Below are 14230 nucleotides of genomic sequence, written 5' to 3'. Positions count from 1 at the left end.
CCGATCAGTCAATGCCCGGGGAGCACAGCGACTCCCCGCGAAGGTGAGGGGAAGAACTCATGAGTAAGCCCATGCGCGGCGACGGGACGGGCCCGGAGGAAGGAATTCCCGGCAAGCCAGGTTCCGAGTCGCCGTCGGTCGCTGAACCTACTGAGCCTCGAGAGCCGTTGGCGGCGAAGCCGGACCAGTGCGGGCCGGCCACGGTGTCACCCACCGGGCAGCCTACGGGGGCCGACGGGGCCAGGATGGCGCAGTCCGGGGCATACCTGACGACTGCTCAGGGCGTACGGCTGTATGACACCGATCATTCGCTCAAGGCGGGCCCTCGTGGTCCGGTGCTGCTGCAGGATCACCATCTGCGCGAGAAGGTGATGCACTTCGACCACGAACGCATCCCGGAGCGTGTCGTCCACGCCCGCGGAGCAGCAGCCCACGGCGTGTTCCAGAGCTACGGCACGGCCATGACCGTGACCAAGGCCGCCTTCCTGGCTCCGGACACGGAAACTCCGGTCTTCGTGCGCTTCTCCACAGTGCTGGGATCCCGGGGGTCGGCCGACACCGTCCGGGACACCCGGGGCTTCGCGACCAAGTTCTATACCGCCGAGGGCACCTTCGACCTGGTCGGCAACAACATTCCGGTGTTCTTCATCCAGGACGCGATCAAGTTCCCGGACGTCATCCACGCCGGGAAGCCGCACCCCGACCGTGAGATCCCGCAGGCCCAGAGCGCCCACGACACGTTCTGGGACTTCGTGACGTTGCACACCGAGGCCACCCACCACACGCTGTGGAACATGTCCGACCGGGGCATCCCGCGCTCGTTCCGCATGATGGAGGGCTTCGGCGTCCACACCTTCCGCCTGTGCAATGCCGAGGGCGCCACGACGCTCGTGAAGTTCCACTGGAAACCGAAGCTCGGCGTGCACTCCCTGGTGTGGGAGGAAGCGCAGATCATCAGCGGTGTAGACCCGGACTTCCATCGCCGTGATCTGGCCGACGCCATCGAAGCCGGCGCATATCCGCAGTGGGAACTGGGCATTCAGACCTTCCCGGACACCCCGGAGCAGACCTTCGAGGGCATCGACCTGCTGGATCCGACGAACATCGTCCCGGAAGAACTGGCCCCGGTGCAGCCGGTCGGACTCCTCACCCTCAACCGCAACCCTTCGAACTTCTTCGCCGAGACCGAACAGGTCGCCTTCCACGTCGGCCACCTCGTCCCCGGTATCGACATCACCGACGACCCCCTGCTCGCCGGGCGACTCTTCTCCTACCTCGACACCCAGATCACCCGTCTGGGCGGCCCCAACTTCTCCCAGATCCCCATCAACCGCCCCCATGCCCCGGTCAACGACATGCTGCGCGACGGCATGCACCAGACAGCCGTGCACCGTGGAGTGGCCCCCTACCGGCCCAACTCTCTGGACGGGGGCTGCCCCTTCCAGGCAGGCGCCGAGACAGGCGCGTACATCGAGGTGCCCGTACGCCTCCCGGAAGCAGTGAAGGTCCGTGAGGCGCCCGAATCGTTCGCGGACCACTTCAGCCAGCCCCGCCGCTTCTGGCTCAGCATGAGCCCGGTGGAACGCGAGCACATCATCGGCGCCTACACCTTCGAGCTCGGCAAATGCTACGAGCAGGCCGTCAAGGAGAGAGCGCTGCTGGTTCTCGCGAACATCGACCCCGAACTGTGCCGTCAGGTCGCGGCAGGGCTGGGTCTGCCCGCGCCCGAAGCGACCACGGCGCCGGCCGACGTCGAACCGAGCCCGGCCCTCTCCCAGGTGGGCGAGACCTGGCCCACGGACGGTCGCGTCATCGGCATCGTCACCGGCCCGGAAGGAGACCTGGACGGCGTACGCGAGGTGCGGGAAGCAGTGCTCCAAGCGGGCATGGTTCCCCTGGTCGTCGCACCGACCGGCGCCCCCTTGGGCGACGGAGACGACCCCCTGACCATCCAGCGCACCTACGTCACCGCACGATCCGTGGAGTTCGACGCGATCCTGCTGGCAGGACCCCCTGGCGGGGGCAGCGACGCCGACGCTGCCCGCGATGCCAAAGCCGCACTTGTGGGGACCTCTCAGCCGACGATCGACCCGCGCGTCACTCTGCTGGTGGCCGAAGGCTTCCGGCACGGCAAAGCCATCGGAGCCTGGGCCGGCGGAGAGGGCGCACTGGAGAGCGCGGCCGTACCCGCCGACGCCGCCGGCGTGGTCGTGGGCGCCAACGCCACCGCCACCCTGCAATCGCTGACCGGCCTCTTGGCCGCCCACCGAGTCTGGGAGCGCTTTCCCGCCACCGGCTGACCAGTCGTACAGCGGGTCCCGCTGCTCAGCCTCCCGTCGGAGGCTGAGCAGGAAGCGGGTCGCTGCCACACCAGCCCCGCGGAGCACACCCACGAGGACGACACATTTCTGCTGGGCCAGCCAGGCTCCTGCCGGCAGGGCCCGAAAGCCGGACGGGCAGCCGACGACTCCCTGGCCGGCCGCCGCAGGCTGCCACTGGCCCTTCGAGGGACGAACTCGCCGTGCAGAACGCGCAACTGCGCCGGGCCAGGGGCGGTGTGCTGGGGCCCCGCGGCCAGGGGACAGCGGGTCGGCACGGCCACTTCAGCGGCTCTGGGCCGCGAGCCGGGAGGAGCGCTGGAAGGGGATCGGCCGACGACACCTCGCCACCCGGCGACCACGATGCTCGATGCCCTGGTCGACTGCGGCCGCAATGTGATCCGGCAGGCAGTCCAACGCCCCGGCCATGTTCGACACCGATTCACGCAAGGAGCAGGAATGAGTGCAGGATGAGGGGGTAGTCGGTGGCTCGCCAGCCGCGCTTCGGCGGGTCGCAGCGGTGTGTCCTGATTTCGGGAGGGAAACGGCATGACGCCCATGACGATGGTGAAGCACACGCAGACGCCCGAGCTCCCGGAGGTCGCCGACCCTTCTCAGGTGCCCCCCAAGGACGCGCGTGAGCTTTCGAGGCTCTTCTTCCGCCAGTTGGCGGTGCTGGAGGAGGGCACGCCGCGGTACAGCTACGCGCGGAACACGCTGATCGAGATGAACATGTCTCTGGTCCGCTTCGCGGCCGGCCGCTTCCGCAGCCGGGGGCCGGAGGAGATGGACGACATCGTCCAGGTAGGCATGATCGGCCTGATCAAAGCCATCGACCGGTTCGAGCTGTCCCGCGAGGTCGAGTTCACCACCTTCGCCATCCCCTATGTCGTCGGCGAAATCAAGCGGTTCTTCCGCGACACCTCCTGGGCCGTGCACGTACCCCGGCGACTTCAGGAAGCCCGTGTCCACCTGGCTCGCGCGAAGGAAGAACTGAGCAGCCGCCTCGGCCGCAACCCCACAGTCATGGAACTGTCCGAGTTGATGAGTCTGTCCGAGGACGAAGTACGTGAGGCCCAGCTGGCCTCCAACGGCTATACCTCTGCCTCCCTCGACGCCGCGCTGGGCACCGGTGAGGACGGCGGGGGCGAGGGAGCGCTGCAGGACTTCATCGGCCTCGAAGACGCGGCGCTCGAACTGGTCGAGGACTTCCATACCCTGGCCCCGCTGGTCGCCGATCTCGATGAGCGGGACCGGCAGATCATCCACATGCGGTTCGTGGAGGAACTCACCCAGGCTCAGATGGGCGAACGCCTCGGCATCTCCCAGATGCACGTCTCCCGGCTGCTCTCCCGCTGCCTCGCGCGCCTGCGTGAGGGGATGCTCGCCACCCACTGAGCCTGCCCGCGCCCGCCAGGCCCAAGCGCTCCTCCGTCCTGGGCGCCCTGCGACCGTCTCCCTGTCGCGATGGGAGTGTGCCTCCGCCGCCCGGGGAGAGGATCAGGGCCCTGCCGGGCATCCCCGCGCAGAAGACCCTCGCGTCCCAGGGGTAGCCGGGTCACCGGGCCGCGGCAATGCCCATTCCGCGAGGGGCCGTCTGCCCGGCCTGGGACCGATGCAGCTCCCAAACCGCGTGCGAAATCGCCGACAGCAGAGGGGGGCCGGTATAACCGGCCCCCCTCTGCTCCAAGAAGAAGCACATCAGGGCTTCAGCGTGTCCTTGGTCTTCTCCTTGGCCTCACGGGCGTCACCCTTGGTCTTTTCCGCCTGCCCCTCGGCGGCCATGCGGTCGTTGCCAACGGCGTTTCCGAGGGTTTCCTTGCTCTTTCCCTTGGCCTGCTCGGTCTTCGCCTTGGCCTTCTCGCTGGCAGACATGATGCCCCTCCTCGTAAACGGCTGGTGCCGCTGTCGCGGCCAAGCCTCTGGTGCCCCGGCTTTTTCTCCATAAACAAGGTGTTGCCGGTGAATGGAGGGCCGCCCGCAGGGCACACTGAGCCGCAGGAGGTTGATGACTATGGTTCCCCTGCTTCTTGTTCTGCTTCTCGCCCTGATCCTTTTCGGCGCCGGATTCGCCGTCAAGATTCTGTGGTGGGTGGCCGTGGCCGTGCTCGTGCTGTGGCTGCTCGGGTTCGTGATGCGTTCCACAAACGCCGGAGGCACCCGCGGCCGCTGGTACCGATGGTGACCTGACAGCACATTGCCCCGCCCTGGGCCCGACCGTCGCGGACGGTCGGGCCCAGGCGTGTGCCTGAAAAGCATGTCCATAAAACCGTCCGGGCAGGACGAAGGAGTTCCCAAGGGCCACGGGGGTAGGCGTGGTGTTGTCGGGGGCGGAAGGGCCTTGCGCGGTGGAGCCTGCGCAGCCTCCCGGCCCTCCCGTCCCTGGCGTCGGGTGCGTCGGGAGATCCCGCGGCGCAGGCTCCGCACAGATGTGACGGGCGGACCTCCCAAACCGCCCAGAAAAACGCCCGACTTGGTCTTGGTGCGGCGCCTTGCTCGTGTCGCTCTACGGGGCTCCTTGCCGGCCTTGGACGCGGAACCGGCAGGGTCTGGGCGAGAGAAATTTCCTCAGCTCCGTTTTGCTGTGACCGGCGGGGTACCTGGAAATTTCGCGAGTACGTCGAGCAGGTGGTGTGATTCATGGGAGGAATAGGCAGGAGGCTGGCCATTCAGGTGCGCCGGACGGCTGGATATCTGAAAGCCGGTCTGTGCGGACAAGGCCCTGAGCGGGACGACCTCGTTCTCCTTATCAAGGCGACCGCGGCGGCGACAGCAGCATGGTATCTGGCGCGCTGGCTGCTGCCTCGCACTGTCTTGTCATTTGCCCCGCTTACGGCGCTGCTGGTGTCGCAGGCGACGCTGTACCGGTCCCTGCGCCACGGGGCACAGTACGTAGCTGCGCTGGTGGTCGGGGTAGGGCTGGCTGCCGGGCTCGCTTCGTGGGCCGGCGTGCATGGATGGACCTTCGTCCTGCTCGCGCTCGCCGGGCTGGTCCTGGCGCGGCCCAGGCCACTGGGAGAGCATGGCTTCCAGGTCGTCGTGGTGGCGATCTTTGCGTTCGACGCAGGCCGCGGGCATCTGGGGTACTGCCTGCAACTCGTGGCGGCAGTGGCGCTCGGTGCCGGCTGCGGCGCTCTCGTGCAGACGGTCGCCGCGCCGGCCCGCCGTCCCGTGCACCGCAGACTGCGGGTTGCAGCCCTGTTCACGAACCTCGCCGACCTGCTGCGTACCGCTGCTCACAGCCTGAGCACCGAGGACGCCCGCTCGGCGCTCACCGACGCGTCGACCTGGAGGGAGCGAGCCGCACGGATATCGGGCGAAGCCGGGGCGGCCGCAGCCTCAGTGGCTGCCGAACAGGAGAACGCCCGGCTCAACCCACGCCCGGACCCGGCCGACTCGCACCGCCTGCTCGCACGCTCGGAGTCAGCCATCTGCACAGCTCACCTCTGCGCCACCCACCTGCAGTCGCTCGCCAGGGGACTCGACCACGCGCGAGCCGACGGAAAGGAGGACTGCCTCTCCTCGAGCTTCCGCCGCGGCTGCGCCGACGCGCTCCACCACCTGGCCGACGGGCTGGAACAGACGGGACACGTCAAACGTACAACCACTGAAGAACTGGAAGACGCCCTGACAGGCGCTCGTTCCTCGCTCCACGAACTCCTCGGCATGCCGGAGGAAACTGACGCGCGTCGTCGCGACTGCCTGATCCTGCGCGGTGCGCTCCTGAACGACATCGAACGCATCGCAGTAGAACTGGAACGCGCCCCCGCCAACATGGACCGCGCCGAACAGACAGCCCGCTGTCGGCCGCGCAAAGTCAGCATGATTGCGGCAAGAAAGCCATCACGCTCCGAAAGCCCCCCGCACTGACGACCAGTCGCCACGCACCTACGCCAGGCCGAGGGATGGTTGGATTCCCCCTACACCGTCCTGCTGTCCGTGGACCCGGAAGCAACGCCGTGTTCGGCGGCAGGGCCACTCAAGTCGTCGGTGCGCTGGGGACCATCTTCCATCAGAGCAATTGTTCGGTGAGCAGTTGACGACGTCGCGCCGGAATCGCTGCGCGTACTGCGGTCAAGGCGACTGGACCTCCCGCTTCTCCAGGGGCCGTACCGCTGGGCCCTGGAGGATGCTGCCGTCCGGGGCGAAGCGGGAGCCGTGGCAGGGACATTCCCACGCCTGCTCCGCGCGGTTGAAGGCGACGAGGCAGCCGAGGTGGGTGCAGCGGGCCGAGACGGCCTGGAGGTGGCCGCTGTCGTCCCGGTGCACGGCGCACTGGTGGCCGCCGACCCGGATGACGGCGCCATCTCCCGGCCTGAGGTCCTCGGGCGCAGGAGCCGTGACGGACGGCAGCCGGTCGCCGATGAAGTGCCTGGCGACGCGAGCCTGGTGCTGGAGGAACGACCCGCCCTCGCGGACCACGGAACCCAGGCGGCGGGGGTCGTACAGGGCCGCCCACTCGACCTCCCGCCCCTCGATGAGGTCACTGATCAGTCGGCCGGCCATGATGCCGCCGCTCAGGCCCCAGCCGCCGAAGCCGGTGGCCACATAGGTGTGGCGGCTGCCGGGGTGGAGGGGACCGACGAGGGGAACGGAGTCGGTGGAGTCGTTGTCCTGGGTGGCCCACCGGTGGGTGAGCCTCACCCCGGGGAAGCGGCCGGTGGCCCAGGCGGCAAGCCGGTCGAAGCGCTCCTCGACGTCCGCGGCGCCAGGGGTGAAGTGCTCACCGGTGACGATCAGCAGCCGTTGTCCGTCGGTGTGGGGGGCGCTGCGCACGGACCGGGTGTTCTGCTCGGGAGTGATGTACATACCACGGGGTGCCGCATCCGCGTCGATGGTCCCCGCGACGACCAGTTCGCGGCGGGGGGAGAGCCGGGTGAACAGCAGCGCCCGGTCGAAGACGGGGTAGTGGGTGGCGACGACGACCTCGCGCGCCCGCACCTTGATGCCGACGTCGGTGGTCAGGACGCAGGGTTCGCCCTCGGCGAGGCCGGTGACGCGGGTCCCTTCATGGATGGTGCCGCCGCGGGCGCGCAGATCGGCGGCCAGGGCGTGCAGGTACTTCACGGGGTGGAACTGGGCCTGCCCGGTCACCCGGACCGCGCCCGCCACCGGATACGGCAGCTCCGTCCCAGTGACGAACTCGGCCGGCAGGCCCGCCTCGCGCGCGGCCTCGGCCTCCGCCGGCAGTACCGCGACGCCCTGCTCGGACTCGGCGTACGTACAGGCCGCCGCCTCCTCCCAATCGCAGTCGATGCCCAGGTCCGCGACGGCCTCGGCAGCCCGACGGATCGCCGCCGACTGTGATTGGGCGTACAGCCGCGCGCCCTCCCGACCCCGGGTGCGGCGCAGGTGGTCGTAGACGAGGGTGTGCAGAGCGGTCAGCTTGGCCGTCGTGTGTCCGGTGACCCCGCCGGCGATAAGCCCCGCCTCCAGCACGGCCACCTCCCGCCCGCGCCATGCCAGCTCCCAGGCGGTGCTGAGCCCCGCCATGCCGCCGCCGACCACCGCCACGTCGATGGTGATATCCCTGGCCGGCGGAGGCGCGGGCTCGCCAGCCGGCGCGGTCTCGATCCAGTACGACCCCCGGAAATCTCGTTCGGCATTCATGACCGACGAGTGCCCGTCCTGGCGAGGTGACACGCGGGGTCGCGCCCCCTCGGAAACCTTGATCGCCTGCGCCGCAGGCACCTTGATGGCCCGCCGACCCACCCCCTGACTCGCCAGGCCCGGGGGCGCCTGCCACACCGCCACCCGCACATAATCGCCTGATCCTGATTGATCACGTCTGGCTGCGGATGCGCTGATTTCTGTACCACTGTGCTGATCTCGGTACCACTCGCTCGGTTACGCGCCAAAGAGATATGCCTTAGTCCCCCGTGTCCGGTGCCGGGGGTTGGGTGGCGGCCTGTACGAGGTTCTGCTCCAGGCGTTCCAGGGTGGCGAGGGCGCCCGCGCGCTCGTCGTCGGAGAGACCGGTGGCCGAGATCTCCTCCAGCTGGCTCCAGACCCGTTCCACCTCGCGGCGCAGGGCATGGCTCGCCGCGGTGGGTTCGATGAGCGAGGCGCGCTTGTCGGTGGGCGAGGGGCGGCGGCGGACGAAGCCCGCCTGTTCCAGGCGGCGGACGGTGCGGGTCATGGTGGCGGCGTCGGAGTCCATCAGGCGCACCAGGTCGATCTGGCGCTGTGGGCCCAGTTCCCAGAGGTGCATCATGACCAGCTCCTGGCCCGGGTGCAGTCCGATGCGGCGTAGTAGCTGCCCCGCGAACATGCGGTGCAGGCGGGCGAGCCGGAAGATCGCGTGGCTGATCGGCCCGCTGCCGGCCGCGCCGGGGACCGGCACGGTGGCTTCCTGTTCGGTCACTTCCGTCACTCCGGCATCGTGCCCGGCCTCCGGTGTGGACTCGGCCATCTCTTCCTCGCTCTCCTGTTTGGACAGGTAGATCCTACCTTCGGCCGAGGGGCGCCGAGGCTTCCCCGTCTGCCGGAGGCCGCCTCATGTGGCCGTTCGGGTCGGTGTTACTTCCTTCACTTCTGCTTACGGGGACTGGCCCGGAGGGCGTTTACTGTTCGGACAAGTGATTTACTTGTTCGGACAGGCAACCTAGGGAGCTGAAGAGATCATGACCACTGCTTTCGATCCGATCGTGCTGGGCGGTATGCGTCTTGCGAATCGTTTGGTGATGGCGCCGATGACGCGGAGTCGTGCGTTCGGGGTGGGTGCGGAGCCGACGGAGTCGATGGCGGCGTATTACGCGCAGCGTGCGGGTGCGGGGCTGATTGTGACGGAGGGGGTGCAGCCGTCGGTGGTGGGTCAGGGGTATCCGGATACGCCGGGGCTGCACTCGGCGGGGCAGGTGCGGGCGTGGCGTGGGGTGACGGATGCGGTGCACCGGGAGGGGGGTGTGATTTTCGCGCAGTTGATGCATACGGGGCGGATCGGGCATCCGAGTCTGCTGCCGGAGGGTGTGGTGCCGGTGGCGCCGTCGGCGGTGGCCGCGCAGGGCCGGGTCTTCACCCATGAGGGGCCGAAGGAGTATGTGACTCCGCGGGAGCTGGGTGGGGCGGAGATCGGGCGGACGGTCGCGGACTTCGCGGATGCGGCCCGCAATGCGGTGGAGGCCGGGTTCGACGGGGTGGAGATCCATGGTGCGAACGGTTATCTGCTGCACCAGTTCCTCGCGGACAACACCAACCTGCGTACCGACGGCTGGGGCGGCGGCGTCGAGGGCCGGATCCGGTTCGCCGCGGAGGTTGTGGAGGCGGTGGCGGGGGCGGTCGGCGCTCACCGGGTGGGGCTGCGGATCTCGCCCGGCAACCGCTACAACGACATCGTCGAGGACCGCCCGGCCGAGGTCTACACCGCTCTGCTGGAGCGGATCACGGGTCTGGACCTGGCGTATCTGCACCTGATGGAGGGCCCGGACCGCGAACTGACGTCCCGGCTGCGCACGGTGTGGCCCGGCACGTTCGTCCTCAACCCGTTCACCCATCCGGAGGTGACGGGCCCGGAGGCGCTGGGGCTGGTGGAGGACGGCAGCGCGGACATGGTGGCGTTCGGGGCGCTGTTCCTGGCCAATCCGGACCTGCCGCGGCGGCTGGCGGCGGGCGGCCCGTTCAACACCCCCGACCCGGCCACCTTCTACGGCGGCGACCACCGCGGCTACACCGACTACCCCACCCTCACCGCCTGACCCCACCACCTGCGAACGGGAGTTACCGCAATGTCGCAAGCGATCACCTTCTCCGAATACGGCGCGCCCGAGGTGCTGAAGCTGACCGAGGTCACCCCGCCGGAGCCGGGGCCGGGTCAGGTGCGGATCCGGGTGCGGGCCGCGTCGGTGAATCCTCTCGATGTGAAGATCCGCTCGGGTCTGATGGCCAAGGCCGTCCCGGCCCACTTCCCCGTGATGCCCGGCCTGGATGCGGCCGGTGTCGTCGATGCCGTCGGCGACGGCGCGGGCGTGGCCGTGGGGGATGAGGTCCTGGGCGGGACGGTCGGGGGCGGCTACGGCGAGTACGCGCTGCTGGAGCGGCCAATCGCCAAGCCTGCGGCCGTGTCGTGGGAGGTGGCGGCGTCGCTGGTCACGGTCGGGCGGACCGCGGTACGGGTCCTGGACGAGCTGGGCGTGCGCCAGGGCCAGACCCTTCTCGTGCACGGTGCCGGGGGGAGTGTGGGCACGATCGCGGTGCAGGTGGCCGCCGCCCGCGGTGTCAGTGTCCTGGCCACGGCCGGGGACCACGACCTCGAACGCCTCACCGCACTCGGGGCGGCCGCGGTCCGCTACGGCGACGGCTGGCTCCAGCGCGTGAGGGCCGCGGCCCCGCAGGGCGTCGACCACGTCTTCGACGCCTCCGGAGCGGGCGTACTGGCCGACTCCGTCACCCTGACCGGCGACACCGCACACGTCATTACCATCGCCGACATGACCGCCGCGCAGCACGGCGTCCGCTTCAGCTCCGGCAACACCGACCACACCCCGGGGCAGGACTCTCTGCCCCAACTCGTGCAGCTGGCCGCCGACGGCAGGCTGACCCTGCCCGTCTGGCGGACCTACCCGCTCGCCGACGCGGCCCACGCCCACGCCGATCTGGAGGCACGCCGTAACCGGGGCAAGGCCGTTCTGCTGCCCTGACCCCGGTAGGACCCCGTCCACCACGGTGGGCGGTCCCGGGCCGCAGCCGGACTTCCCGGGCCGGCTGCGGCCCACCCATCACGACCACAAGCAGAAGGACTCACCAGCCAATGGCAGCACGGACCAGCCTCGCGCCGCTCACGGCCGACGTGGACCTCGCCATGGCGTTCGAGGTCCTCGGCCAGAAGTGGAACGGCGTCATCCTCCACACCCTGGCCACCCGGCCCGCCCGCTTCGGCGAACTGAGCACCGCGGTGGGCGGGATCAGCACCAAGATGCTCGCCGACCGGCTGCGCGGACTCCTCGACGCCGGACTCGTCACCCATGACCGGCTCCCGCCCGGACCCGCCACCTACACCCTCACCCCCGACGGGCAGGCCCTGCTCCCCGCACTGGAGCAGATCCGCTCCTGGTCCCGGCACCGCATCAGCTGATCGCGCAGACCCCCCGAGTGCCGCGCGGCAGGCGCGGATGCGGGAGCGGACGCTGTGTCAGACTCGGCGGCATGGTCGAGGAGCACGCCGGTGGGACGTTGAGCGTCGGGCAGCGGGACGCGGAACTCAATGAGCGGCTGGGCAAGGGGCTGGACGAGTTCAACTTCCGGGCCACCGGCACCAGCGAGGCCGACCAGGGCACCCTGTCGGTGAAGGCCGTCGACGACTCCGGGGAGTTGATCGGGGGGCTGACCGCCTGGACCTGGGGCGGGCTGCTCGGCATCGAGATGCTCTGGATCCGTGAGGGGAGCCGCAGTGACGGCTGGGGGAGCCGACTGCTGCTGGCCGCGGAGGAGGAGGCGCTGCGGCGCGGCTGCGACCGGGCGTGCGTGTCGTCCTTCACCTTCCAGGCCCCGGCGTTCTACCAGCGCCATGGCTATGTCGAGACCGGACGGACCCTGGGACTCCCCGGCGGCGCGGAGGACGTCCATATGTTCAAGAGGCTGGCTCCGCCTCAGCTGACGTAGGCGGGGGAGACGGCCGCGGTGTTGATGCGCCGCGGCCTGCCCGTGCCGTCGGCCGGGACGGTGTACAGATCGGCGCCGTAGTCGCCGGGCAGGGCGTAGACCAGGGTGCGGTCGTCCCGCCAGACGGCCTGGTCGTCGACGCTGCGGGGCTCGGCCAGGGCGGTTTCGCGGCCGGTGCGCAGGCTGAGGACGTAGAGGCGCCAGGGCGCGTCCGCGGGGAGGCCGGGAACACGTTTCTTGAAGGCGATCCGGGTGCCGTCGGGGGACAGGGAGGGGCACTCGACGTTCGGGCGGAGGGCGGTCACCGTGCGGGCGCGCAGATCTCCGCGGACCAGATAGGTCCTGCCGCGCGTGGCGAGGGTCGCGTAGAACGTGCGGTCGTCGGCGGCGAAGGTGACGCCCCAGAAGTTCGCGTCGGCCGCGTGGTACGGCCGCCCGTCCTTGACGATCCGGTACGCCTCCAGGGACGGGGTGAGCGCACCGGTGCGGGTGTCGACGATCGCCGTACGGGTCGAGAAGTCGGTCCCCGCGTACGAGTCCCCGCCCACGAAGGCCGTCCACGCGGCATAGCGGCCGCTCGGGGACACCCGGGCGCGCGAGGGGATGCCCGGGACGTCGTAGCGGGCGCCGGGGTGCAGGGAGGCGTCGAGGACGACCGCGCGATAGCTGTCCGAGACGGGGCCGTGCACCGCCTGGAGGCAGATCCCGGTGCCCCCGGCGGCGTAGAAGCGCAGGCAGTGGACGGGGGACGCGGTGCGCGGGCCCGAGGGGTCCGCGGCGGGGACCGTCACCAGGTCGTCGCGGTGCGGTCCCCACGCCAGATTGCGGAACACCATGCTGCCCCGCCGGTTCAGGGCCACCGTGCCGGGGGCGATCCGGGGGCCGCCCGCCTGGGGGCGGTCGCGGCGCTCCGCCCGCGCCGACGCGTGCAGCACCGAGGCCGTGGCGACCCCAGCCAGCACCATCAGCGCGGTGAGCAGGACCAGCATGCGGGTGCGGGGTGTCATACGGCGCCTTCCGGGCGGTCGGTGGCCGCCGCGCCGGGGCGGAGGACCAGGGAGAAGGCCGCGCACACCGCCAGAGCCGCCGTCGACGCGGCCAGCGCGCCGCGGTCGCCCCACACCGTCCACAGCGCCCCGAACCCCAGCGAGCAGGCGAACCGGGCCAGTGCCTGGCCCGTCTGCACCAGGGCCAGACCCGAGGAGCGCAGGGCCTCGGGGACACCCTCCGAAGCGGCCGCCATCAGCACGCCGTCGGTCGCCGCGTAGAAGGCGCCGTGCAGGGTGAGTACGGCGTACGGCAGCGCGGGCGCGTGCCAGGAGGTGAGCAGCAGGCCGTACGCCGTGAGGAGCGCACCGTGGCCCGTCAGGAAGACGCGCCACCGGCCCACCCGGTCCGCGAGCCGCCCCAACGGCACCGCCAGGAGCAGGAAGGCCGCCGCCGTGCCGAGCGGAAGCAGCGCGAACAGGCGGTCCGGGACGCCGAGGCGCCGTTGCAGCAGCAGATAGACGAAGGAGTCGCTGACCGTGGCGAGGCCCAGCAGCAGCGCGCAGACCGCGATCCGGCGCAACTCCCGGCGGCGCAGGAGGGACACCGCGGCGCGGAGGGTCGGACGGCCGGGGGAGCCGGACCGCAGCGCCGGGCCCCCGCCCGCTCCCTCGGCGCGGCTGCCCCCCGGCACAAAGAGCACCAGCACCAGTACCCCCGCCACGGCCACGCAGAAGCTGACCGTGAACACCGCGTCGTAGCCGTCCACCGTGGCGCGGAGGATCAGGAAGGCCGTCAGCGGTCCGAGCAGGGCGCCCGCCGTGTCCATCGCCCGGTGCACGCCGAAGGCGCGGCCGCGGGTCTCCGGTGTGCTGGACAGGGAGATCAGCGCGTCCCGGGGTGCCGTCCGCAGCCCCTTGCCGGTGCGGTCGGCGGCCAGGACCAGGCCGATGGGGGTGAGGGTGTGGGCGAGCAGCAGCAGCGGCTTGCACAGCGCGGAGACGGCGTAGCCGGTGCCCGCGATCCACTTGTGGCGGCCGCCGCCGCGGTCGGCCAGATGGCCCCCGGCCAGCCGGACGAGCGCGGAGAAGCCGTTGTAGACGCCGTCCAGGAGACCGAAGCCCAGCGGGGACAGGCCGAGTCCGGTGACCAGGTACAGCGGGAGCACGGCCGTGACCATCTCGGAGGAGACGTCGGTGACCAGGCTGACCGTGCCGAGCGCGAGCACCGTGGGCGCGACCGCGGCGCGGCGCCGCCCGGCGGGGAGCCGGACGGCGCCGTCCGCGGGCACCGGCGGCCCGGCGGCGCGGCTGTCCGCCACATACACG

General features: G+C 70.5%; 13 protein-coding genes. 8 read left to right on the top strand and 5 right to left on the bottom strand.

The window, feature by feature from the left end; translation table 11 throughout:
• Positions 1-59: 59 nt before the first annotated feature.
• Together ACIHAA_RS15355 and ACIHAA_RS15350 are read left to right on the top strand one after the other, a co-directional pair.
• Positions 60-2300 carry a catalase gene (locus ACIHAA_RS15355; protein ID WP_399817110.1) on the top strand — a complete coding sequence of 747 codons (2241 nt, stop codon included), beginning with the start codon at positions 60-62 and terminating at the stop codon, positions 2298-2300.
• 567 nt (positions 2301-2867) lie between these two features.
• On the top strand, positions 2868-3716 hold the full coding sequence (locus tag ACIHAA_RS15350; RefSeq protein WP_399817108.1) for an RNA polymerase sigma factor SigF: 849 nt from the start codon (positions 2868-2870) through the stop codon (positions 3714-3716).
• A 303-nt stretch (positions 3717-4019) separates the two neighbouring features.
• On the opposite strand, the gene ACIHAA_RS15345 is transcribed toward ACIHAA_RS15350, so the two are convergent.
• Positions 4020-4193 (bottom strand): CsbD family protein, encoded by a 174-nt coding sequence (locus ACIHAA_RS15345; RefSeq protein ID WP_399817106.1) that lies wholly within the window; start codon positions 4191-4193, stop codon positions 4020-4022.
• A 139-nt stretch (positions 4194-4332) separates the two neighbouring features.
• Between ACIHAA_RS15345 and ACIHAA_RS15340 the strand changes: the two genes are divergently transcribed.
• Both ACIHAA_RS15340 and ACIHAA_RS15335 read left to right on the top strand, forming a co-directional pair.
• Entirely contained in the window at positions 4333-4503 is a 171-nt protein-coding gene (locus ACIHAA_RS15340; protein ID WP_399817424.1) for a hydrophobic protein, read from the top strand.
• Positions 4504-4958: 455 nt separating this feature from the next.
• Positions 4959-6188, top strand: a complete 1230-nt coding sequence (locus tag ACIHAA_RS15335) for an aromatic acid exporter family protein (RefSeq protein ID WP_399817104.1) — start codon at positions 4959-4961, stop codon at positions 6186-6188.
• 204 nt (positions 6189-6392) lie between these two features.
• Here ACIHAA_RS15335 and ACIHAA_RS15330 read toward each other — a convergent pair whose 3' ends face one another.
• Together ACIHAA_RS15330 and ACIHAA_RS15325 are read right to left on the bottom strand one after the other, a co-directional pair.
• Positions 6393-7928, bottom strand: coding sequence for an FAD-dependent oxidoreductase (locus tag ACIHAA_RS15330; protein WP_399817102.1), 1536 nt, complete (start codon positions 7926-7928; stop codon positions 6393-6395).
• A gap of 259 nt (positions 7929-8187) precedes the next feature.
• Positions 8188-8730 carry a MarR family winged helix-turn-helix transcriptional regulator gene (locus tag ACIHAA_RS15325; RefSeq protein ID WP_399817100.1) on the bottom strand — a complete coding sequence of 181 codons (543 nt, stop codon included), beginning with the start codon at positions 8728-8730 and terminating at the stop codon, positions 8188-8190.
• 211 nt (positions 8731-8941) lie between these two features.
• On the opposite strand from ACIHAA_RS15325, the gene ACIHAA_RS15320 reads away from it, so the two are divergent.
• From ACIHAA_RS15320 to ACIHAA_RS15305, 4 genes are all read left to right on the top strand, one after another.
• Entirely contained in the window at positions 8942-10012 is a 1071-nt protein-coding gene (locus ACIHAA_RS15320) for an alkene reductase (protein WP_399817098.1), read from the top strand.
• A 30-nt stretch (positions 10013-10042) separates the two neighbouring features.
• On the top strand, positions 10043-10954 hold the full coding sequence (locus ACIHAA_RS15315) for an NADP-dependent oxidoreductase (protein ID WP_399817096.1): 912 nt from the start codon (positions 10043-10045) through the stop codon (positions 10952-10954).
• 110 nt (positions 10955-11064) lie between these two features.
• The gene (locus ACIHAA_RS15310) at positions 11065-11388 is read left to right on the top strand and encodes a winged helix-turn-helix transcriptional regulator (RefSeq protein ID WP_399817094.1); all 324 of its coding nucleotides are present in this window, start codon (positions 11065-11067) and stop codon (positions 11386-11388) included.
• A gap of 71 nt (positions 11389-11459) precedes the next feature.
• Positions 11460-11915 (top strand): GNAT family N-acetyltransferase, encoded by a 456-nt coding sequence (locus ACIHAA_RS15305; RefSeq protein WP_399817092.1) that lies wholly within the window; start codon positions 11460-11462, stop codon positions 11913-11915.
• Here ACIHAA_RS15305 and ACIHAA_RS15300 read toward each other — a convergent pair.
• A complete protein-coding gene (locus tag ACIHAA_RS15300) occupies positions 11903-12922 on the bottom strand; it encodes a TolB family protein (RefSeq protein ID WP_399817090.1) in 1020 nt (339 codons plus the stop codon). The two genes, ACIHAA_RS15305 and ACIHAA_RS15300, sit on opposite strands and share 13 nt — an antisense overlap.
• Entirely contained in the window at positions 12919-14229 is a 1311-nt protein-coding gene (locus ACIHAA_RS15295) for an MFS transporter (RefSeq protein ID WP_399817088.1), read from the bottom strand. The genes ACIHAA_RS15300 and ACIHAA_RS15295 overlap by 4 nt, the downstream gene beginning before the upstream one ends.
• Position 14230 lies beyond the last annotated feature (1 nt).

Source organism: Streptomyces sp. NPDC052040 (genome assembly GCF_044548405.1).
In the GTDB taxonomy this organism is placed as follows: domain Bacteria; phylum Actinomycetota; class Actinomycetes; order Streptomycetales; family Streptomycetaceae; genus Streptomyces.
This window is presented reverse-complemented; position numbering and strand designations above follow the sequence as displayed.